Genomic DNA, 19,499 nt, shown 5'->3' on the forward strand with positions numbered 1-19,499 from the left:
CCTCACGCCGCCGCGGTGTGGTACCCGCGACCGGGCCTGACCAGGGCCGCGACGAGCCCGATCACCGCGCCCAGCGCGGTGTCGAGCACCCGGTCGGATGCGGTGCCGAACGCGCTCCCCTGGGCGAGCAGAGAACCGAGCAGCAGCGTCAACGGGGTGACGAACAGCATCGCCAGCGCGTAATTGCGGATGACGGTCAGTTCCGCGCCCAGCAGCGCGATCACGACACACGCCAGTTTGACCGGCAGCGGAAGGGCGGCCGCGAGCAGGAGTGCCGCGATCACCGCGCCGGCGAGCGTGCCGAGCACGCGCTGGACGGTGCGGTGCACCGTATGCCGCAGGTGGGTGGACTGGAGCACCGCCGCGGCGGCGATCATCGTCCAGTACGGGTGGCCGAGGTCCAGGAGATGGGCCGCCAGCCCGGCCGCGAACACCCCGAGGCCGACCTTCGCCGCCCGTCCGAACTCGTGGGACGAACGCCGCAGCGCGGCCCGCACCCCCGCCCGCCACGCGGCCGGTTTCTGGTGCCCCGACCGGGAGAACCACCAGCCCGCCAGGCCCGTCGCCCAGGCGACGACGGCCCCGAGCGCCGCGACTCCGGTCTGCGCCGCGACCCCCGTCCAGGTGCCGGGGAGTACGGACATCGTCGCCACGGCGAACACGAACATCAGCCCGCCGGGCGGCCCGGCGTCCACCGCGTCGGTGAGCAGTTTCGCCACCGCGGCGACCAGCGCGACCAGGATCACCACGGGCAGCGGCCCCCACCGCGCCGCGCCCGCCGCCGACCCGAGCGCGACGCAGAGCGTGAGCCCGGCGCCGACCCAGGCGAGCAGCCGGGCACGGATCGCATGGGGTTCGAAGCGGGCGTGCACCGCGGTCATCCCGCCGAAGGCGGCGGCGGGCGCCCACTCGGCATGCCCGGCGAGCACCACCACGGCCAGGACTATGTTCGCCCCCACCATGGCACGGAGCGCGGTCGGCGCGGCGGGAACGGCGAGCGGTCGCAGCCGCCACCACCCGGCAGGGGTGAGCGCGTCACCGAGACGGTGCCGATGCCAAAAGTTCACGAGTAAAATACTATCGAAACTTACGTCGCGAAGGAGCGAACCGGTGAGCGATCTCATCGACCGGGCCCGGGGCCAGTGGCGAGAGGTGCGGCCCGAACTGGACACCTCCGGGATGGCGGTGATCGGCCGGGTGCTGCGGCTGGCGTCACTGATCCGGCGCGGAACCGACGACCTGCTGGCCGGGCACGAACTCACCCGCGGTGAATTCGACGTGCTGTGCGCGCTCCGCCGCAACGGCGTGCTCAACCCGGGGCAGATCAGCCGCGAAATGCTCTCCTCGGGAGCCGCGATCACGAAGCGGCTGGACCGGCTCGCGCGACTCGGCCTGATCTCCCGCACGGCGAGCGAGCGGGACCGGCGCGTGGTCCAGGTCCGCCTCACCCCCGAGGCGGAAACCCTCATCGACGACCTGCTGCCCCGGCAACTGGAAACCGAGCGCGCCGCACTCGAAGACCTCTCGGAAACCGAGCGCACGGAGCTGGCCGCCCTGCTCGGGAAGGTCCTCCACACCGTGGAGGGCATGGGCTGAGCCACGATAGTTCTTCACTACGAGGCGATGGGGAGTGCTTGACTGACCGGATGGATGGGATCGTGGACCGGCGGGTCCGGCGAACACGACAGGCGCTGCGCCGAGCGGCGCTCGATGTCGTTCGGGAGAGAGGATTCCAGGCCGCTCGGGTCAGCGATATCGCCGAGCGCGCGGACGTCAACCGCGGCACCTTCTACGCCCACTATGCCGACAAGTTCGCCCTCGCCGACGACCTGGTTCGAGTGGAGTTCCACCGCCGGATCACCGGCCGGATGCGGTGGACGGCCGACCCGGCCGGCGATGTCGTGCGCCAGTTGACGCTGCTGTTGTGGGAGGCTTCGCGGACCGGCCACAGTTGCTGGCGGGACGTGAACGTGCTGCGGCCGCGTATCCACCAAGTCGTACGAGGGGAGATGGGGCGGTCGCTGCGGCAACGCTACGAACCGGTGTCGGCGCACCTCGTGGGCTCGACGATCGTCGGAACGGTTTGCTGGTGGCGGGAGAGCGGACTGGCGGACGTGACGGGAGCGCAAGCGGCCGACCATGTGACCGAACTGGTGTTACATGGCGTGAAGCCGCTATGACCTGGTCTGCCGCCGTCGTGACGACCGGCTCATGAGGCGAGAGGCTCACCGGAAGGTGGCCGCCCGGCCTCCGGGCCGTCGAGAAGCAGGGCGGCTTCCTGACTGCGCAACTGGAAGCCGAAGTCGTTCACGACTCGCCGCTTCCAGGGACGGCTGGTGATCGCGTGCGTCATCTGGCGAGCCGCCCGCGGGCGCCGCATGATCATCTCGGCGAGCTCCCATGCGCGATCCAGCAGCCGTTCGCGCGGAACGACCTCGGAAACCATGCCGTATTCGAGCGCGCGCCGCGCGTCGACCGGGCGTCCGGTGTACATGTGGTACGCGGCCCGCTTGGTGCCCATCAACTCCTGGAACGTCAGGCCCTGCCCATCCCCTGGCACCGTCGACACCAGGAAGTGCGGGTCGACGAAGCTCGCGTCCTCGGTACAGATCGTGATGTCACAAGCCAAGGCCACCTCCGTGTGGGGGCCAGGGCCGTTGACGGCGGCGATGGTCGGCATGTCCACGCCGAAGACGAAGTTCTCCAGCAACTTCTCGGCGTCTTCATAAAGTTTCGCGATGTCTCGCACCGTCCGTTCAAAGTGCACCTCGCCACTGCGCTGATGGTCGAACCACAGATCGCCGGTGCCGGTGAGGATGAGCACCTGGTTCTCCGGGTCGTTGCCGACTTCATGCCAGGCCTGGCCCCAGGCGTTGTGGCTGGCAAACGTCTGGGCGTACGGACCACCCTCGTGGTGCAAGCGAAGCTCGATGATGCCGTCACGTCGGCGCATCGCGAAGAAGTCGCGGAACTTCGTCGAATATTCGGCGAAGTCCGGCCTGCGGACCAGGCCGGCCCATTTCTCCGGGGTGAGTTCGTCGTGCTGAGTCATACCGACCAGCCTGGTCGACTCGTCCATGACCGGGCAATCGGCAACGACGCACACGCGTTGGTTACCCGACACCACCCGTCGATTGTCGGATTACGTACTCCTCATGCGCGTCGAGATCGTCTCGCTCGAGACTTCGCAGTCGGGCGGGAACTCGTCGGTTTCGTAGATGACGGGGTGCCCCGGGCCTTGGCCCTGGGTGTAGAGGTGGACTGGTTCGGCGCTGTGACCGTCATTGCCCCGATGTTCGGGAGTGACCAGGTGAGCGACCTTCTCGGACGGCGCGCGACCGGGCTCGTGGATCCAGTACTGCGCTTGGATCGTCACGATGTGCGTTTCCCTTCGTAGCGGTATGGCCTCCCCGTGGGCCCGTAGACGATCGCCTGCGGAGTCCAAGGGGGCCACCCGGGGCTCAAGCGTTGTATGCCGCCAGCGACGCGTCACTTCTCCGGGTGGAGCGGCAGGTCGAACGCGACCAGGGTGCCCAGGCTGGGCGAGGAGTTGAGGTGGAAGTGGCCCTCGGCGCTCTTCGCCCGTTCGGCGAGGTGGCGCAGCCCTCGGGTTTCCACTCCCTGCGGCACTCCGGCCCCGTTGTCCCGCACCCGCAGCCGCACTTCCTTCGCGTCGCGGTGCAGGGTGACCCTGGTCTCGCTGGCCCCGGAATGGCGGACCACATTGGACAGTGCTTCCCGTAGGGCGGCGCGGATGTGGTCGGCCCGCTCCGCCGGGATGTCGCTGAAATCGCCGGAAAGCTCAAGTGTCGGCGGGTAGCCGAGCAGTTCCTCCGCGATCCGCACCTCGTCCCGTGCGGACTGCGCGAGGTCGGTGGCGGGCTTCGCCTCGGGCTCGGGAGCGGGGTTGCGCAGGCTGCGCACGGTGCCCCGGATCTCCTCGATCGTCTGGTCGAGCTGGTCGATCGCCTCGCCCAGGCGGGAGGCGTCGGCCCCGGCGAAACGCTTGCGCATCCGTCGCCGCACGCGGTCGAGTTGCATCCCCGCCGCGTACAGCCGCTGCACGATCACGTCGTGGAGTTCGCGGGCGATCCGCTCCCGCTCCTCGTACAGGGTGACGCGGTGGCGGGCGTTCGCCCCTTCGGCCAGCGCGAGCACCACCCCCACCTGTGCGGCGAAGGCGGTCAGCACCTCGACCGTGGCCTGCGAGAACCCTTCGGCACCTCGGCGCCGGTAGACCGCCAGCGCGCCCAGTACCCGGCCGCCGGTGCCGAACGGCGCGGCCGCGAACGGGCCGTATTCCCGCAGCTCTTCCGGCAGGTACGGGGCGGTGCGGGGATCGGTGGTGACGTCGTCGGTCGCCACCGTCTCGCCCCCGCGCGCGACCTGACCGGCGGCCGACTCGGCGGGCAGCGCCACTCCGCGCAGCTCGTCGGTGGCCGAGCCGTAGGCCGCCTCCACCGACAGGGTTCCGTCGTCGGACCGCACCATGACCAGGCCGAGGTCGGCCTTCGCGAGTTCGGCGGCCTTGCGCACCACCGAGGCGAGCACCGCGTCCGGCTCGTCACCGGACAGCGCGGCGGTGGTGATTTCGGTGGCCGCGGACAGCGCGTGCGCGGCAAGCATGGGTTCCATGAGCGCTATCAAGAGTAGACGCCCTCCCGCGCCACGACCCGGCTGCCGACCCGCCCGTCACACACCTCGAGCACGAGGTCGGCATCGGCCGCCTCCTCGGGGTGATGCGTGACGTGGACGACGGTGTGCCCGGCCAGTGCCGTCCGCAGGTTGTCCAGTACCTGCCGGGCGGTCTCCTGGTCGAGATGGGCGGTCGGCTCGTCGAGCAGCACCACCGGGGCACCGGGCGCCCCGATCAGGGCGCGGGCCAGCGCGAGCCGCTGCGCCTGACCGCCGGAGAGGCCGCTGCCCGCGCTGCCCAGGACCGTGTCGAGGCCGAGTCCGGGCAGGCAGGCCAGGCGCAGGGCCTCGGCCAGCCGGTCCTCACCCGCCCGCGGGTCGGCCAGGCGCAGGTTCTCCGCGACCGTGGTCGACACCAGTTGCGGGTCCTGCGGGGCCCACGCGACCGCCCGCGGGATCCGCGCGATCCCCCGCGCGGGTTCCAGGAAACCCAGCAGCGCGGCCAGCAGCGTGGACTTCCCGGCACCCGACGGCCCGACCACCGCGACGCGCGTACCCGCCGGGATCTTCAGGTCCACGCCGCGCAGCACCGGTTCGTGCCCCGGCCAGGCGAGGTCCACCCCGGCGAGTTCGATGTCGCCGTCGGTGTCTTCTCTGGCGGTCACCGGCGTCCCGGCCGCCTCGGAGGCCTCGGAGGCCTCGGAGGCCTCCAGCCGCGCGTGCGCCTGGTGCAGCGTGTCCCAGTGCTGCGCCACGGGCGGCAGCAACGACAGCACCTCGGCCAGCGCGAGCGGAACGAGCGCGAGCACGGGGACCACGGTCGGGTCGAGCTGACCACGGGCCGCCGCCGGAATGGCCAGCCAGGTGCTCGCCACCGCCGCCACCCCGGTGACCAGCGCGATCACCGCGTCGGCGGCACCGGCGCCGAGGGCCTGCCGCCGCGCCTGCGTGACGAGCTCCGCGTCCGCGGCGGCCAGCGCCGCCCGGCGCGGGCGGTAGGCGTCGAAGGCGAGCAGTTCCGCCGCGCCTTCGAACAACTCCAGCACCTTGGCACCGACCGTGCGGCGGCCCGCCGCCAGCGCCGAGGTCGAGCGGCGCCCGAGGTGCAGCGCCAGCAGCGGGGCCACGATCGCGCCGGTCAGCACGGCCACGCCGAGGGCGAGACCGGCGGCGGGCAGCAGCACCGCCTGCACGGCGACCGCGCAGGCCAGCACGGTTCCGGCGATCAACGGCGGGGTGAGGACCCTGGGCAGCAGGTCGCGCACGGTGTCCACGTCAGCCACCAGCCGTTGCTGGCTTTCACCGTGGCGAAGGGCGTGAGCGGGCCCCTGGCGCACCAGCGCGCCCCACAGGTTCACCCGCAGCTTCCCGGCGATGCGGAACGCCGCGTCGTGCGTGACCAGCCGTTCCGCGTAGCGCAGTCCGGCCCGGCCGAGGCCGAAGGTGCGTACCCCGACGATCGCGACGCTCAGCGTCAGGATCGGCGGCTGCTGCGAAGCCTTCGCGATCAGCCAGCCGGAGGTGGCGGTCAGCGCCAGCCCGGCGACCAGCGCGAGCGCACCCAGCGCGGCGCCGGTGAAGAACCTCTTCTCCAGGACCCGGCCGAGGGCCCGGGCCGCGCCCCGGCGCTTGGCCACTTCCTGGACGGCGGGCACGGGCACGGAGCTCAGCGGCGGCACGGCGGTGGCCCGCCGGTCGTGGGCCGCGATCACCACGGCCGCGCCGGCGTGGCGCGCCCGGTCCACGGCGGACAGCACGAGCGCCGCGTTCGCCGCGTCGAGGTGCGCGGTGGGTTCGTCGAGCAGGAGGAGCCAGGCCCCGGCGCGCAGCCGCGCGAGTGCGCGGGCCACCGCGACCCGCTGCCGCTGGCCGAGGGAGAGCCGGTGAACCGGCTGCTCGGCCAGCCCGGCGAGGTTCAGCTCGGCGAGCAGGCCGTCCAGGTCACCGGGATTCGCCCCGGCGAGTTCGAGTTCCGCGCGAACGGTTCCAGCGGCGAACGCGGGAGACTGCGGCACCCAGGCGATTCGACGTCGAAAAAGCGACATGTCGACATCGGCGAGGTCGGTGCCGTCGACGGTGATTTCACCGGAGGCCGGCCGGACGAAACCCAGCAGGGTCGCCAGGGTGGTGGACTTGCCCGCCCCGCTGGGCGAGTGCAGCCACACCAGCTCTCCGGGCCGGACGGTGAACGACTCGCCGTCCGGGGCGAACCCTCCGCGGCGCGCGACGCGCAACTCCCGCACGCGCACCTCGCCGCGTCCGGGCATCTTCGTGCCTTCGGGGGCGACCGGCTCGGCGAGGAGCTCGGCCACCCGGCGCACGGCCTCCACGCCGTCCTCACTCGCGTGGAAGGCGGCGCCCACGGCGCGCAGCGGCTGGTAGCACTCGGGCGCCAGGATCAGCACGCCCAGCCCGATCGCCAGTGGCAGGTTCCCCGCCACCAGGCGTACGCCGATCACCACGGCGACCAGCGCCACGGACAGCGTCGCCGCCAGTTCGAGCACGAAGGCCGAGGAGAAGGCCACGCGGAGGGTCTTCATGGTGGCCCGCCGGTGCCGGTCGGAGACCCGCCGGACCGTCTCCGCCTGCGCCTCCGCCCGGCGGAACGCGGCCAGCACCGGCAGCGCACGGACCAGTTCCAGCAGCTGACCGGAAAGCCGGTGCACGGCCTCGGTCGCGGCCGCGGACCGCTCGGCGGTGTAACGCCCGACGAGGATCGCGAACACCGGCAGCAGCGGCACGGTCAGCGCGATGATCACCGCCGAGGGCCAGTCGGCGAACAGCACCGCGGCGCCGGCCCCGAGCGGCACCACCGCCGCGGTCACCAGTGCCGGGAGGTATTCGGTGAAGTACGCGTCGAGCGCGTCGAGTCCCTTGGTGGTCAACGAGGTCAGCTCGGCGGGCCCGCGCCGCGCGATCCACTCCGGCCCCAGCCGCATCGCGTGCTCGACGGCCTTCGCCCGCAGCTCCTCCTTCGCTCCGGCCGCGGCACGGGCGCTGACCACGCGCAGGCCCCAGGCGAGCAGTGCCCGCGCGAGCACCACGCCGAGCAGGACGCCCACCGAGACCACCGGCACGGCCTTCCCGGCGACGACCGCCGCGCAGACCGAGGCCAGCAGGAACGCCTGCGCCACCAGGGCGACGGCGTTGCCGAGTGAGAGGAGACCGGCCAGGGCAAGCGCCCGGCGCGCCGCCCTGGACAGGTGCGGCAGCGCGCCGAGCGGTCCCTTCCCCGGGCGCACCGTGTCCACTGCGGACAACTGAGCGGGAAGGATGGAGCGGCCGGGGAAGCTCATGGCGTGTGCACCGGCGGGATCTGCCGCGCGCTGATCCGCTTGCGGAACACCCAGTAGGTCCAGCCCTGGTACACCAGCACCGCCGGGGTGCCGAAGGCCGCGACCCAGGTCATCACCTTCAGCGTGTACGGGCTGGAAGCGGCCCCGCTGACGGTCAGCGAGTACGCCGGGTCCAAAGTAGACGGAAGAACGTCGGGGTACAACGCCCCGAACATCGTGATCACGGTGCCCGCCAGCGCCACGCCGAGTGCGACGAACGCCGCCCCGTCCCTGTCGAGGACGAGCATGCGCCAGGCCAGCAGCCCGGCCACCCCGGCGATCGCCAGCGGCACCAGGGTCCACCACTCGCCCTGCCGGATCTGCACGAGCAGGAGCAGGCCCACGATCGGCACCAGCGCCACCGGGGCGAACCGGGCGGCGAACAGCCGGGCGCGTTCCCGGATGTCACCCGCCGTCTTCAGCGCGAGGAACGCCGCTCCGTGCAGCAGCGAGAAGGCCGCGACCGCGAGGGCACCGACCAGCGTCTCCCAGGAAACCGACACGAAGGCCGAACCGACCCGGTTGCCGTGCGCGTCCAGGGGCAGACCGAGCACCGAGGTGGTGAGCAGCAGGCCCACGCCCAGTGGTGCCACCCACGAGCCGATCATGATGACCAGGTCCCAGGTCCGGCGCCAGCGCGGCGAGTCCACCTTGCCCCGGTACTCGAAGGCCACCCCGCGCCCGATCAGCGCGAGCAGGACCAGCACCAGCGGCAGGTACATCCCCGAGAACAGGGAGGCGTACCAGCCGGGGAAGGCGGCGAACGTCGCGCCGCCCGCGACCAGCAGCCACACCTCGTTGCCGTCCCACACCGGACCGATCGTGTTGATCAGGACGCGCCGGTCGGTCTCGTTGCGGCCGAGGATCGGCAGCAACATGCCGACACCGAAGTCGAAGCCCTCGAGGAACAGGTAGCCCAGCCACAGGATGGCGATCAGGCAGAACCACAGGATTTCCAGGCTCATCGCTCGTCCTCGCGATCAGTTGTCCACCGGGTTGTCCACAACACCCGGGGTTGTCCACAGCTGCACATGTCGGTTCCTAGTAGGCGAAGGCGAGGGTCTCGCCCGAGTCGGTCTTGCCGGTCTTGTCCCCGTCCTGTGCGGGCGGGATGACGCCTTCGATCCCGCCGCGCACGTACTTGCGCATCAGGAAGACCTCGACCCCGGCGAGCACCGCGTAGATCAGGGTCAGCGCGATCAGCGAGGTCCACACCTCGCCGGTGGACAGGTTCGACACGGCCCGCGCGGTGAACATCCACACACCGTCCACTCCGGACGGATTCGGGGCCACCACGAAGGGCTGCCGCCCCATTTCGGTGAAGATCCAGCCCGTGCTGTTGCCGAGGAAGGGTGTGGCCACGGCGAGCAGCATCAGGCGCGGGAACCACTTCGTGTCGGGGATGCGGCCGCGGCGGGTCACCCACAGCGCGAGCAGGCCCATCCCGGCCGAGATCGCGCCGAAACCGATCATCATCCGGAAGCCCCAGTAGGTCACCGGGAGGTTCGGGACGTAGTCGATGGGCTTGCCGGACAGCTCGCCCAGCGCGGGATCGACGGGGTAGTTCGTGCCGTACTTGGCCTGGTACTCACCCACCAGGTCCTGCACACCCTTGACCTCGGTCTTGAAGTCGTTGTGCGCGAGGAAGGAAAGCAGGGCCGGGACACTGAAGGTCTTGACGTCCTCGCAGTTCTCCTTGCCCACGTCGCCAATGGCGATGATGGAGAAGCTGGCGGGCTTTTCGGTGTGGCAGAGCGCTTCGGCCGAGGCCATCTTCATGGGCTGTTGCTGGAACATCAGCTTGCCCTGCACGTCACCGGTGATGGCGAGCACGACGAAGGCGACCACACCGACCCAGCCGCCGAGGCGCAGCGAGGAGCGCCAGACGGCGCGATGCTCGTCGTCCTCCTTGCGCTTGCGCCACAGGTGCCAGGCCGCCATGCCGACCAGGAAGGCGGCGGCGACCGAGAACGCGCCCGCGAGGGTGTGCGGGATCGCGGCCAGCGCCGTGCTGTTGGTCAGCACCGCCCAGATCGACTTCATGGTCGGCTTGCCGTTGACGAGATCGACGCCGACCGGATGCTGCATCCAGGAGTTGGCGGCGAGGATGAAGTAGGCCGAAACCGCGGTGGCGAGCGAAAACGCCCAGGCACAGGCAAGGTGCGCCTTCTTCGGCAGGCGGTCCCAGCCGAAGATCCACAGTCCGAGGAAGGTCGATTCGATGAAGAAGGCCACCAGGCCCTCCATCGCCAGCGGGGCGCCGAAGACGTCCCCGACGAATCGCGAATAGGCGTTCCAGGCCATGCCGAACTGGAACTCCTGGACGATTCCGGTCACCACTCCCATGGCGAAGTTGACCAGGAGCAGCTTGCCCCAGAACTTGGTCATCTTGTAGTACCGCTGGTCCCCGGTCCGGACCCAGGCGGTCTGCATGCCCGCGACGAGGACGGACAGGCCGATCGTCAACGGAACCATGAGGAAGTGGTAGACGGTCGTGATACCGAACTGCCACCGAGCCAACTCAAGCACGTCCACACGTTCATCCTGCTGGGGTGAGACGGTCGGCGTCAGGTCCCGTGGTCCTGATCTTGCCGGGACCTAAGTCCCTGATCTTTGACAACCGGGGCGATCGTTCCGTATCTTGAAACCGGAACGATCGCCCCGATTAAAGGGAGAATCACGTGGACAGAACGGCCCTGGTCACCGGCGCCACCGGACAACAAGGCGGCGCGGTGGCCGCACGGCTTCTCGCCGACGGCTGGCAGGTGCGGACCCTCACCCGGGATCCCACCTCCCCGAAGGCACGAGCACTGGCGGAGGCCGGCGCGGAGGTGGTCGCCGGAGACCTCGCGGATCCGGCGTCGGTCGAACGGCACATGCGCGGTGTGCACGGCGTCTTTTCCGTCCATCCCGGCCCCAAGACTCCGGATCAGGACGAGTTCCTGGCCGGAAAGAACGTCGCCGACGCGGCCCGGCGAGCAGAGGTCGAGCACCTGGTCTACAGCTCGGGCCTCGGCGCCGACATGCTCGCGGAAAAGGGCTTGCAGAAGGACAAGTGGGCGATCGAGCGCTACCTGCGCGAACTCGGCATCTCGGCCACCGTCCTGCGCCCGAGCTCGTTCATGGAGAACTACTTCATGCCGATCTTCGGCCTGCGTGACGGCGCCCTCCGCACCGCACTGAACCCCGGGACGCGCCAGCAGTTGATCGCGCTGGAGGACATCGCCGCCTTCACCGCGCTCGCGCTGTCCCATCCGGACGACTACCGGGGGCAGACGCTGGAACTGGCCGGAGACGGCCTGACCCCGGGCGAGATTGCGGCGGCCGTGAGCGCCGCGACCGGAATGGACGTCCCCTACGTCCACCTGTCGCTCGACGACCTCCGGAAGATCGACGAACGGTACGCCCGCGGCTACGAGCTGATGAACTCGATCAAGGAGCCGATCGCCGACATCGATGACCTGCGTCGCAGGCACCCCGGCCTGCTGACGTTTTCCGCCTGGCTGGAGCGAACCGGCGCGGCGAAGCTGAAGGAAATCCTCGCCTGACGAGGCAGTCGAAAGAATTGATTTCGGCTCGCCGAAAACAGATATAACACCGCACCAAAACCGGCGATTCGCGATTCCGGCCCACTGGCATTTTCCGGCATTCCCCTTTATCGTTGCAGTGAAAGGGGGCGGAAATGGGGTTGTCCACCGCGCTGCTCACGCTGGCCAGTACGTTCCTGCTGGTCCTCGCGGTCGAACTGCCGGACAAGACGCTGGTCGCCACGCTCGTGCTGACCACTCGTTTCCGTGCCTGGCCGGTCTTCGCCGGCGTGGCCGTCGCGTTCGCCGTGCAATCCGCGATCGCGGTCGCGTTCGGCCACGCACTGACCTTCCTGCCGGACGCTCTGGTGGCCACCGTGATCGCCGCACTGTTCGGACTCGGTGCCTTCCTGCTGCTGCGGGAGGGTTTTTCCGCCGACAGCGACGGCGAGGAGGACGCCGCCCGCTCCGGGCCCGGGCCGGTGAGCTTCGTCCGCGCGGCGCTCACCTCGTTCGGCGTGCTGTTCGCCGCCGAATGGGGTGACGCCTCGCAACTGGCCACCGCCGCGCTCGCCGCGCGCTACGGCGCGCCGTTCGCGGTCGGCCTCGGCGCCTTCCTCGCCCTGATCGCCGTCGCCGGGATCGCGGTGCTCCTCGGCCGGAAGGTCCGCAACCGCATCCACCCGAAGAAGTTGCAGCGCTTCGCCGGTTTCGTCTTCGCCGGACTCGCCGTGATAGCCACCTGGCAGGCCGTAACCGCCTAAGGGCCTGTTTTTGGAGATTTCGCGTGGCCGCGGGAAGTGCTCATCCCGGCGGGTGATCATGAACTCTAGGATGGCGCGATGGACGTTTCCCCCGACGCCTCAGCCAGGGCGGTCCGCCTCGCCGGCCGCCTGTTCCAGGAGCGCGGCTACGCGGCCGCCGGCCTCGCCGAACTCGTCGAGGAGGGAGGATTCCCCGGCAAGGAAGAACTCGCCGTCGAGGCGCTGACCACGGCGGGCGAGTACGTGGCCGAAGCGCTGCGCGAACTCGCCGTGCACGCCGAGACCCCGGCCTATCTCGTGGAGAACTACATCGCCCTGCACGAGCAGATGCTCGTCGGCTCCGAGTACCGCCAGGGATGCCCCATCGCGACGGTGACGCTGGAGATGGCTTCGGAATCCGAGCCGATCCGGGCCGCCGCCGAAGCGGTGTTCGAACGGTGGACCCGGACCCTGGCCGAATACCTGGAAAAGCACGGTCGCGAGGCCGAGGAGGCCGCACGACTGGCCGAACACATCGTCGTCACCGTGGAAGGTGCGCTGCTGCTGGCTCGCGCCCGGCAGTCGGCCGGGCCCCTGCAGAACGCCACCCGGACCCTCATCGCCCTCGTCAACTGACCCGACACGCCGTGAGGAAGGCCCTCACGGCGTTCACTTCAGTGCCCCGGTGAGCGCGATCGCCGCCGCCACCACCTGCGGGCCGGTCACCTCCGCCCGCACCGGCCCCAGCGACAGCACGCCCACGCTCGCCTTCAGCGCCGGCACACCCCGCACCGGCGCGGCGAGCGAGACGACCCCTCGCGCCACGTCACCGGACGAAGTGACCCAGCCGCGGCCCTCCTGCTTCAGCGACAGCGCCTTGCCCGCGGCTCCCGCCCCGATCGGCTGCCGGGTGCCGACCCGGTAGGCCACGTGGACATCGGTCGAGGACGGTTCGACCACCACCACCGCCTCCACGTGGTCGCCCTCGGCGAGGGACAGGTGGGCGGTGGCCTCCGCCTTCTCCGCCAGTGCCCGCAGCACCGGGCGCGCCGCCTCCCGCAACTGCGGCAGCACCTGACCCGCCAGCCGCAGCACCCCCACCGACAGCCGTACCTTGTTGCCGTCGCGCCGCACCAGTCCACGCGCCGACAACGGCACCAGCAGCCGGTACACCGCCGCGCGGCTCGCGCCGATGGTCGCGGCCAGCTCCGAAATGGTCGCGGCGTCACCGCCCGCGTCCGCCACCGCCTGCAGCAGGGCCAGGCCGCGGTCCAGGGTCAGCGCGCCCTCGGCGGTCACAACAGGTCGAGGGCCTCGAGATCGGCGACAGGCTCGGCGAAGGTGGCCGAAGCGTACGAGGCGAACAGGGCACGCACCGCCTTCGCGGCCGGCTCGGACAGCCCGCGCGCCTCCTCGGCCAGCCCTTCACCGTCGGTGGAGGACAGCGCGTCACGCACGTCGCCGCCGGAGAGGCAGCGCCCGACGGCGACGAGCAGGTTGAGGAAACCGTGGTGCACGATGCCGGTGTCCGGCGCCTCGTGCCGTACCGCGCGGTGCAGGCTGTTCGTCGCCTTGAAGGAGGCGCCGGTGAACGAGCTGACCACGGACAGGAAGTCGGCCACCTCGTCCACGCTGGGGAAGTTCTCGCTGGACAGCCCGCCGCAGCGGATCTTGGGCCAGCTGCCGTGCTCGATCACCTTGCGCACGCCGTCGAGCCAGCCGACCCCGCGCCGCGGTTCGACCACCCTGATCACGTCCTCGGGCACGAACTCCGACACCCGCTCGAGCCACACCTCGTCCACATCGGAGGGTGCGGGCATCTCCACCATGCGCAGGGAGAGCAGTTCGCTGCGGGACTCCACGATCGAGATCGCCTTGGGTACCCCGCCGAGGCCGGTGTCGATGATGAGCGACAGCGGCAGCGGCTGCTTGGGCTTCACCTTGATGAGCTCGGTGATGAGCTCGGGCAGCCGGGACGCCTGGCAGAGGAAAACCCCCAGCAGTCCCGAGCGCTCACCGGCCCTCGTCTCGAAGTGTTCTCGCAGCGCTTCCGGCATGGTCGCGGTCCTCGGAGGGAACAGCGCCGAGTCGTCGACGAGCCGCGCGAACAGGGGAGGAATTCCACGGGGCCCCGGGGGCGTGAGTTCCACAGCGCTTGACACAAGGGACACGCTAGTAGCGTACGGCAGCCGGACAAACGGGTCCGCAGGGCGGACATCCCGAGATGAGACCGAACGGCCCACGGGCCGCGTCAAACCGGTTCGCGGGGACACGTCAGTGTGACCGCTTTCCCTTTTCGGGGCGGCAAGTTAGGCTTGCCTTAGTAGGAGGTGGTCCGTGTCCGCGACCTTCACCCGCCGTCCCCCCGCGCCGAGCCCCGCCGCACGGGCCAGGACGATCGCCGCCCGGCACTACCCGGCCGTGGTACTGCCGACCGGGCTGCCCGGCGAGCGGGTCCGGCCGGAACTGCACCACGTGCACGCGAACGGAAGCGTGAGCATCCTGCTCCCCGAGGACCACCCGCTCCCGTCCGGCGCGACCGTCGTCGAACTGACCGACCTGGCCCCGGTCGAACTCCGCGAACCGGTGCGCGGACTGCTGTGGATCACCGGCTGGCTGGACCTCCTCGACGAAACCGAAGCCAGGGCGGAGGCACTGGTCATCGCCGAACAGCGGCCGGACCCCCGCCTGCTGGACCTCGGCCACGGGATGGCGATGCTGCGGCTCACCCCGGCCTCGCTCGTCCTGGCCGATGCCGAGGGAACCCACTCCCTGCTGCCCCATGCCTTCAGTGCCGCCGAACCCGACCCGTTCCACCGGCAGGAGAGCGACTGGCTGCGCCACCTGGAACACCGGCACCCGGACGTGGTCGGGCAACTCGCCCGCCACCTCCCGGCAGAACTGCGCGGCGGCCTGATCCGGCCGCTGGGGCTGGACCAGTTCGGCCTGCGGCTGCGGGTCGAGACCGACTCGGGCGACCACGACGTGCGCCTCGCGTTCTCGCGCCCCGTGTCGGACCCGCCTCAGCTCGCCGTGGAACTGCGGCGCCTGGTCGGCTGCCCGTTCCTCGCCGCCCAGCGCCAGGGGTAGCGATCAGGCCACACCCGGCGGGAAACCACCGGTGGCGATCGGGCCCCAGGATTCGATGGTCACCCGGATCAGGGACTTGCCCTGACGTCGCATCGCCGCGCGGTACTCGTCCCAGTCCGGGTGCTCACCGGAGATGCACCGGTAGTACTCGACCAGCGGCTCCAGTGCCTCCGGCAGGTCGAGCACCTCGGCCCGGCCGTCGATCTGCACCCACGCGCCGTTCCATTCGTCGGACAGCACGCAGGCCGACACGCGCGGTTCGCGGCGGACGTTGGCCACCTTCGCCCGGCTCGGATACGTGGACAGCACGAACCGGCCCTCGGGGTCGATCCCGGCGGTCACCGGGGACAACTGCGGGCGCCCGTCGGCCCGGGTGGTCATCAGGATCGCGCGGTGCCGGGGACGCAGGAACTCCAGCAGTTCTTCACGCCCCACTCGGTCCGCGGTCGCTATTTTCGGTGCCATGAATCAAGAAGGTAGCGTGCGCGCGTGACCTCCGTTGCCCGCGACTGGCTGCGCCCCGACCGGCCGGAGACACCCGAGGCGATCGGTGACGAGTCCGAACGACGGCTGATCAGGATCGAACTGCTGATCGTCTTCGGTATCACGCTGGGCATGTCCGGCGCCCGCAGCCTGCTTTCGCTGCTCGACTCGCTGCTCAAACCGGCTCCGTTGAGCAAACAGCAGGTCGCGCTGAACGTGCCGAGGGCCGCGGCCGATCTGCTCGACCTGCTCGCGCAGCTACTCGGCGCCCTGCAGCTGGTGGGCTGGGGCGCACTCGGCGCATACCTGCTGGTCCGCGCCGGGATCCGGCTCCGCTCGGTAGGCCTGTCCTGGCGCAGGCGCGACGTGCTCGGCGGCGCCGGGCTGGCCGCGTTGATCGGCATCCCCGGTCTGGCGCTGTACTACGCCGGCTGGAAACTCGGCTTCAACCTCGCGGTCGTGCCCTCGACGCTGGGCGACACCTGGTGGCGGCCCATCGCGCTGACCTGTTCGGCCTTCGGCAACGCCTTCGCCGAGGAAATGCTCGTCATCGGCTACCTGCTGACCCGGCTGCGGCAGCTCGCGGTCCGTGAGAACCGCTCGCTGCTGGCGGCCGCCGTGCTCCGCGGGAGCTACCACCTCTACCAGGGCTTCGGCGGTTTCGTGGGGAATCTGGTGATGGGCCTGGTGTTCGGCCGGGTATGGCAGCGGACCAACCGGCTGTGGCCCCTGATCCTCGCGCACACCCTGCTCGACGTGGTGTCCTTCGTGGGCTATTCGCTGTTGAAGGGCCACCTGTCCTGGCTGCCGTAGGCTGCGGCCATGACCAGCCGACCGAGGGTGGACAGCGAAGTCGGACCACTGCGTACCGTGCTGCTCCACCGGCCGGGTGAAGAGCTCAAAAGGCTCACGCCCCGCAACAACGACCAACTACTGTTCGATTCGATTCCCTGGGTGGACCGGGCGCAGCAGGAGCACGACTCCTTCGCCGAGGTCCTGCGGAGCCGTGGCGTCGAGGTGCTGCTGCTGGCCGAAGTGCTGACCACCGCGCTGGCGGATTCCCGGGCGCATGCCGCCGGGATCCGGGCGGCGGTGGACGGGCGGCGGCTGGGCGACAATCTCGCCGACTCGCTGAGCTCGCACCTTTCCGGGGTCGACGCGGCCACCCTCGCACACGTGCTGATCTCCGGGGTCACCTTCGAGGAACTGCCCGCCGCCGAAGGCGCCTCACTGGTCCGGAAGATGCACCACCCGCACGACTTCGCGGTCGACCCGCTGCCGAACCTGCTGTTCACCCGCGACTCGTCGGTCTGGATCGGGGACCGGGTCGCCATCTCGTCGCTGGCGATGCCCGCCCGGCGCCGGGAAACGGCGCTGCTGGACCTCATCTACGCCTACCACCCCCGCTTCCGGCACGCGGCCCGCGCGTACGGCGCCCATTCGGCGCCCGTCGAGGGCGGCGACGTGATGCTGCTGGCGCCCGGAGTACTCGCGGTCGGCATCGGCGAGCGGACGAGCCCCGCCGGGGCGGAGTCGCTGGCACGCTCGGTGTTCGCCGACCACCTCGTGCACACCGTGCTCGCGGTGCCCATCGCACAGGCCCGCGCGACGATGCACCTGGACACCGTGTGCACCATGGTGGACCGCGACGCCTTCGTGATGTACCCGCTGGCCCGGGATTCGCTGGTGGCGTACACGCTGCGGCCCGGCCACGACGGCTCCCTGCGGGTGGACGGTCCCGAGCCCTTCCTGCACGCGGCGGCCGAAGCGATGGGCGTCGAAAAGCTGCGGGTGATCGACACCGGCCTGGACCCGGTGACCGCCGAGCGGGAGCAGTGGGACGACGGGAACAACACCCTCGCGCTGGCGCCGGGTGTCGTGGTCGGCTACGAACGCAACGTGGAGACCAACGCGCGGCTCGAGGACGCCGGGATCGAGGTCCTGGCGATCGCGGGCTCCGAACTCGGCTCCGGCCGGGGCGGCCCGAGGTGCATGTCCTGCCCCATCTTCCGCGATTCCCTGGACCTCCCCTAGGAACCGTATCGATGTGGAGTCTCAACCAGGGCACAGGCGCCGAAGCTGGTGCCGTCGTGCCGTGAGGGGACCCCTCACAGCCCTATCGGCTTGGCGGGCAGCCCGTCAGCGGGGGCCAAACGATCAAAACCAGCAACAGTGGGGCATGATGCAACGGCAGGCACGGCTCTCTCACATGATCACGCGGTCTTCGACAAACCACATGATCAACTAGAGACCGTGCCTGCCCTGCAACCAGGGCCAACACGACTTTGCCGGGACCCTGGCCCTATCGGCCGTGAGGGGACCCCTCACGGGACTCAACAGCCGGTTGAGGCCGCGAGCCGTAGCGCGGAGACCTGGTCGTGGTCGTCGATGGTGAACTGGTAGGTCGCGCCCCGGCCGGCGGGTGCGGCGAACCCGTCGGGGGTCCTGACCAGATCCGGATAGGCGGCGGCGAGCTGTTCCACGGTCGAGCCGACGTGCACCGACTCGGGCGTGCGGGCACCGGTGGCGTCGAAGCCCACGATGCCCGCCTTCGGGGAGATGAGCACCGAGCCGACCGCGGCGGCACCCTCCCGCAGCGTGTAGCGGGTGCAGGTGGCGGACGGGGCGTCGGCGGCGGTGAGTTGTCCGGTGGCCTTCGCCTGGTCGAAGGACATGCCGAGCCGCAGCGCGCCGTAGCCGTCCGGGCCGAGCACGGTGATCGCGCTCAGCGGCACCCCCGACATGCGTGGTGCCGTGGTGGTCATGTCGGGCGCGGAGGTCGCGGGCCGCGTCACCGGAGATGCGGGCGGGACCTGCTCCGGGCCACCGGTGGTGTCCTCGTCCAGCGGACCGCGGGCGGGGGCGCCGATCGGGACCGGCGGTGGCGGGTAGGTGTAGGCCGGTTCGCCCGCGCTCTGTTCCGGCGGGGGCGCGGCGACCTGCTGCTGCCCGCCGCCGCTTGGCGCCCCGAAATACAGCACCGCCCCGACCAGCAGGATGGCCGCGAGGACCCCGCTGGTCGCCGTCGTCAGTGCGCGGCGGCGCCGCACCCGGCGGGCGCCGGCGACCACGGCGGCCGCGGCGTTCCCGCGGGGGCGGAGGTCCAGCCGCTCGTCCGAGAACAAGCGGCGAAGCTCGCCTTCCAGGTCGTCCCCGTGGGTCACCGCACTTCCCTCCCTCCGGCGATCTTCATGCGCAACGACGTCATCGCCTTGCTGGCCTGGCTCTTCACGGTCCCCGGGCTGATCCCGAGGCTCCGCGCGATCTCCGTTTCGGACAATCCTTCGTAGTAACGCAGCACGATGACGGCACGTTGCCTCGGCGGCAACTCGCGTAGTGCCTGCCACAGTGGTTCGTGTTCGAACGGATCGTCCGGGGTGACCACCGGCGGCTCGGGCACGTCGGCAACCAGGTTCTCCCGGCGGGTGCGGCGCCAGCGGCTGATGTGCGCGTTGGCCATCGACCGGCGGATGTAGGCGAGCGGATCACCGGTCTTGCGCTGCACGTGGGTCCACCGGGCGCCGATCTTCTCCAGCACCGACTGGACGAGATCGGCCGCGTCGTGGGGATTGCCGGTGAGCGCGTGCCCGTACCGGAGCAGACCGGGAAGGCTCGCCTGCACGAACTCCTCGAAGTCCGCGAGCTCACCCGCCATCGGTGATCCCCTCCCCACCGGCCAGCTCGCT

General features: G+C 70.7%; 19 protein-coding genes. 8 read left to right on the forward strand and 11 right to left on the reverse strand.

The window, feature by feature from the left end; translation table 11 throughout:
- Positions 1-2: 2 nt before the first annotated feature.
- On the reverse strand, positions 3-1,067 hold the full coding sequence (locus ORV05_RS31990; protein WP_268755614.1) for an FUSC family protein: 1,065 nt from the start codon (positions 1,065-1,067) through the stop codon (positions 3-5).
- A gap of 43 nt (positions 1,068-1,110) precedes the next feature.
- On the opposite strand from ORV05_RS31990, the gene ORV05_RS31995 reads away from it, so the two are divergent.
- The gene (locus ORV05_RS31995; RefSeq protein WP_268755615.1) at positions 1,111-1,596 is read left to right on the forward strand and encodes a MarR family winged helix-turn-helix transcriptional regulator; all 486 of its coding nucleotides are present in this window, start codon (positions 1,111-1,113) and stop codon (positions 1,594-1,596) included.
- Positions 1,597-1,646: 50 nt separating this feature from the next.
- Positions 1,647-2,180 carry a TetR/AcrR family transcriptional regulator gene (locus ORV05_RS32000; RefSeq protein ID WP_268755616.1) on the forward strand — a complete coding sequence of 178 codons (534 nt, stop codon included), beginning with the start codon at positions 1,647-1,649 and terminating at the stop codon, positions 2,178-2,180.
- Between the two features lie 29 nt (positions 2,181-2,209).
- Here ORV05_RS32000 and ORV05_RS32005 read toward each other — a convergent pair whose 3' ends face one another.
- The 5 genes from ORV05_RS32005 to ORV05_RS32025 form a co-directional block, all read right to left on the reverse strand.
- On the reverse strand, positions 2,210-3,127 hold the full coding sequence (locus ORV05_RS32005; RefSeq protein ID WP_268755617.1) for an enoyl-CoA hydratase/isomerase family protein: 918 nt from the start codon (positions 3,125-3,127) through the stop codon (positions 2,210-2,212).
- 362 nt (positions 3,128-3,489) lie between these two features.
- Complete coding sequence (locus tag ORV05_RS32010; RefSeq protein WP_268755618.1) at positions 3,490-4,635, reverse strand: GAF domain-containing sensor histidine kinase; 1,146 nt, start codon at positions 4,633-4,635, stop codon at positions 3,490-3,492.
- A gap of 8 nt (positions 4,636-4,643) precedes the next feature.
- A complete protein-coding gene (gene cydD / locus ORV05_RS32015; protein WP_268755619.1) occupies positions 4,644-7,931 on the reverse strand; it encodes a thiol reductant ABC exporter subunit CydD in 3,288 nt (1,095 codons plus the stop codon).
- Positions 7,928-8,935 (reverse strand): cytochrome d ubiquinol oxidase subunit II, encoded by a 1,008-nt coding sequence (cydB, locus tag ORV05_RS32020; RefSeq protein ID WP_268755620.1) that lies wholly within the window; start codon positions 8,933-8,935, stop codon positions 7,928-7,930. Before cydB ends, cydD begins: the two co-directional genes overlap by 4 nt.
- Positions 8,936-9,011: 76 nt before the next feature.
- Positions 9,012-10,505 carry a cytochrome ubiquinol oxidase subunit I gene (locus ORV05_RS32025; protein WP_268755621.1) on the reverse strand — a complete coding sequence of 498 codons (1,494 nt, stop codon included), beginning with the start codon at positions 10,503-10,505 and terminating at the stop codon, positions 9,012-9,014.
- A gap of 146 nt (positions 10,506-10,651) precedes the next feature.
- Between ORV05_RS32025 and ORV05_RS32030 the strand changes: the two genes are divergently transcribed.
- The 3 genes from ORV05_RS32030 to ORV05_RS32040 all read left to right on the forward strand — a co-directional run bounded on the left by ORV05_RS32030 (position 10,652) and on the right by ORV05_RS32040 (position 12,876).
- Positions 10,652-11,518: an NmrA/HSCARG family protein gene (locus ORV05_RS32030; RefSeq protein WP_268755622.1), complete on the forward strand. Its 867-nt coding sequence runs from the start codon at positions 10,652-10,654 to the stop codon at positions 11,516-11,518.
- Positions 11,519-11,652: 134 nt separating this feature from the next.
- The gene (locus tag ORV05_RS32035; RefSeq protein ID WP_268755623.1) at positions 11,653-12,261 is read left to right on the forward strand and encodes a TMEM165/GDT1 family protein; all 609 of its coding nucleotides are present in this window, start codon (positions 11,653-11,655) and stop codon (positions 12,259-12,261) included.
- Positions 12,262-12,339: 78 nt separating this feature from the next.
- Complete coding sequence (locus tag ORV05_RS32040) at positions 12,340-12,876, forward strand: TetR/AcrR family transcriptional regulator (protein WP_268755624.1); 537 nt, start codon at positions 12,340-12,342, stop codon at positions 12,874-12,876.
- A gap of 33 nt (positions 12,877-12,909) precedes the next feature.
- Here ORV05_RS32040 and ORV05_RS32045 read toward each other — a convergent pair whose 3' ends face one another.
- Both ORV05_RS32045 and ORV05_RS32050 read right to left on the reverse strand, forming a co-directional pair.
- A complete protein-coding gene (locus tag ORV05_RS32045; protein ID WP_268755625.1) occupies positions 12,910-13,539 on the reverse strand; it encodes a helix-turn-helix domain-containing protein in 630 nt (209 codons plus the stop codon).
- The gene (locus ORV05_RS32050) at positions 13,536-14,390 is read right to left on the reverse strand and encodes a hypothetical protein (RefSeq protein ID WP_268759993.1); all 855 of its coding nucleotides are present in this window, start codon (positions 14,388-14,390) and stop codon (positions 13,536-13,538) included. Before ORV05_RS32050 ends, ORV05_RS32045 begins: the two co-directional genes overlap by 4 nt.
- A gap of 187 nt (positions 14,391-14,577) precedes the next feature.
- Here ORV05_RS32050 and ORV05_RS32055 point away from each other — a divergent pair, with 187 nt between their 5' ends.
- A complete protein-coding gene (locus tag ORV05_RS32055; protein WP_268755626.1) occupies positions 14,578-15,330 on the forward strand; it encodes a DUF2470 domain-containing protein in 753 nt (250 codons plus the stop codon).
- Between the two features lie 3 nt (positions 15,331-15,333).
- On the opposite strand, the gene ORV05_RS32060 is transcribed toward ORV05_RS32055, so the two are convergent.
- The gene (locus ORV05_RS32060) at positions 15,334-15,795 is read right to left on the reverse strand and encodes a PPOX class F420-dependent oxidoreductase (RefSeq protein WP_268755627.1); all 462 of its coding nucleotides are present in this window, start codon (positions 15,793-15,795) and stop codon (positions 15,334-15,336) included.
- 24 nt (positions 15,796-15,819) lie between these two features.
- Here ORV05_RS32060 and ORV05_RS32065 point away from each other — a divergent pair, with 24 nt between their 5' ends.
- Positions 15,820-16,626, forward strand: coding sequence for a CPBP family intramembrane glutamic endopeptidase (locus ORV05_RS32065; protein ID WP_268755628.1), 807 nt, complete (start codon positions 15,820-15,822; stop codon positions 16,624-16,626).
- 9 nt (positions 16,627-16,635) lie between these two features.
- Entirely contained in the window at positions 16,636-17,847 is a 1,212-nt protein-coding gene (arcA, locus tag ORV05_RS32070) for an arginine deiminase (protein WP_268755629.1), read from the forward strand.
- 299 nt (positions 17,848-18,146) lie between these two features.
- On the opposite strand, the gene ORV05_RS32075 is transcribed toward arcA, so the two are convergent.
- A complete protein-coding gene (locus ORV05_RS32075) occupies positions 18,147-18,977 on the reverse strand; it encodes a hypothetical protein (protein WP_268755630.1) in 831 nt (276 codons plus the stop codon).
- Positions 18,974-19,468, reverse strand: coding sequence for a SigE family RNA polymerase sigma factor (locus tag ORV05_RS32080; protein ID WP_268755631.1), 495 nt, complete (start codon positions 19,466-19,468; stop codon positions 18,974-18,976). Before ORV05_RS32080 ends, ORV05_RS32075 begins: the two co-directional genes overlap by 4 nt.
- Between the last annotated feature and the right edge of the window lie 31 nt (positions 19,469-19,499).

Source organism: Amycolatopsis cynarae (genome assembly GCF_026802195.1).
Classification (GTDB): Bacteria; Actinomycetota; Actinomycetes; order Mycobacteriales; family Pseudonocardiaceae; genus Amycolatopsis_E; species Amycolatopsis_E rhizosphaerae.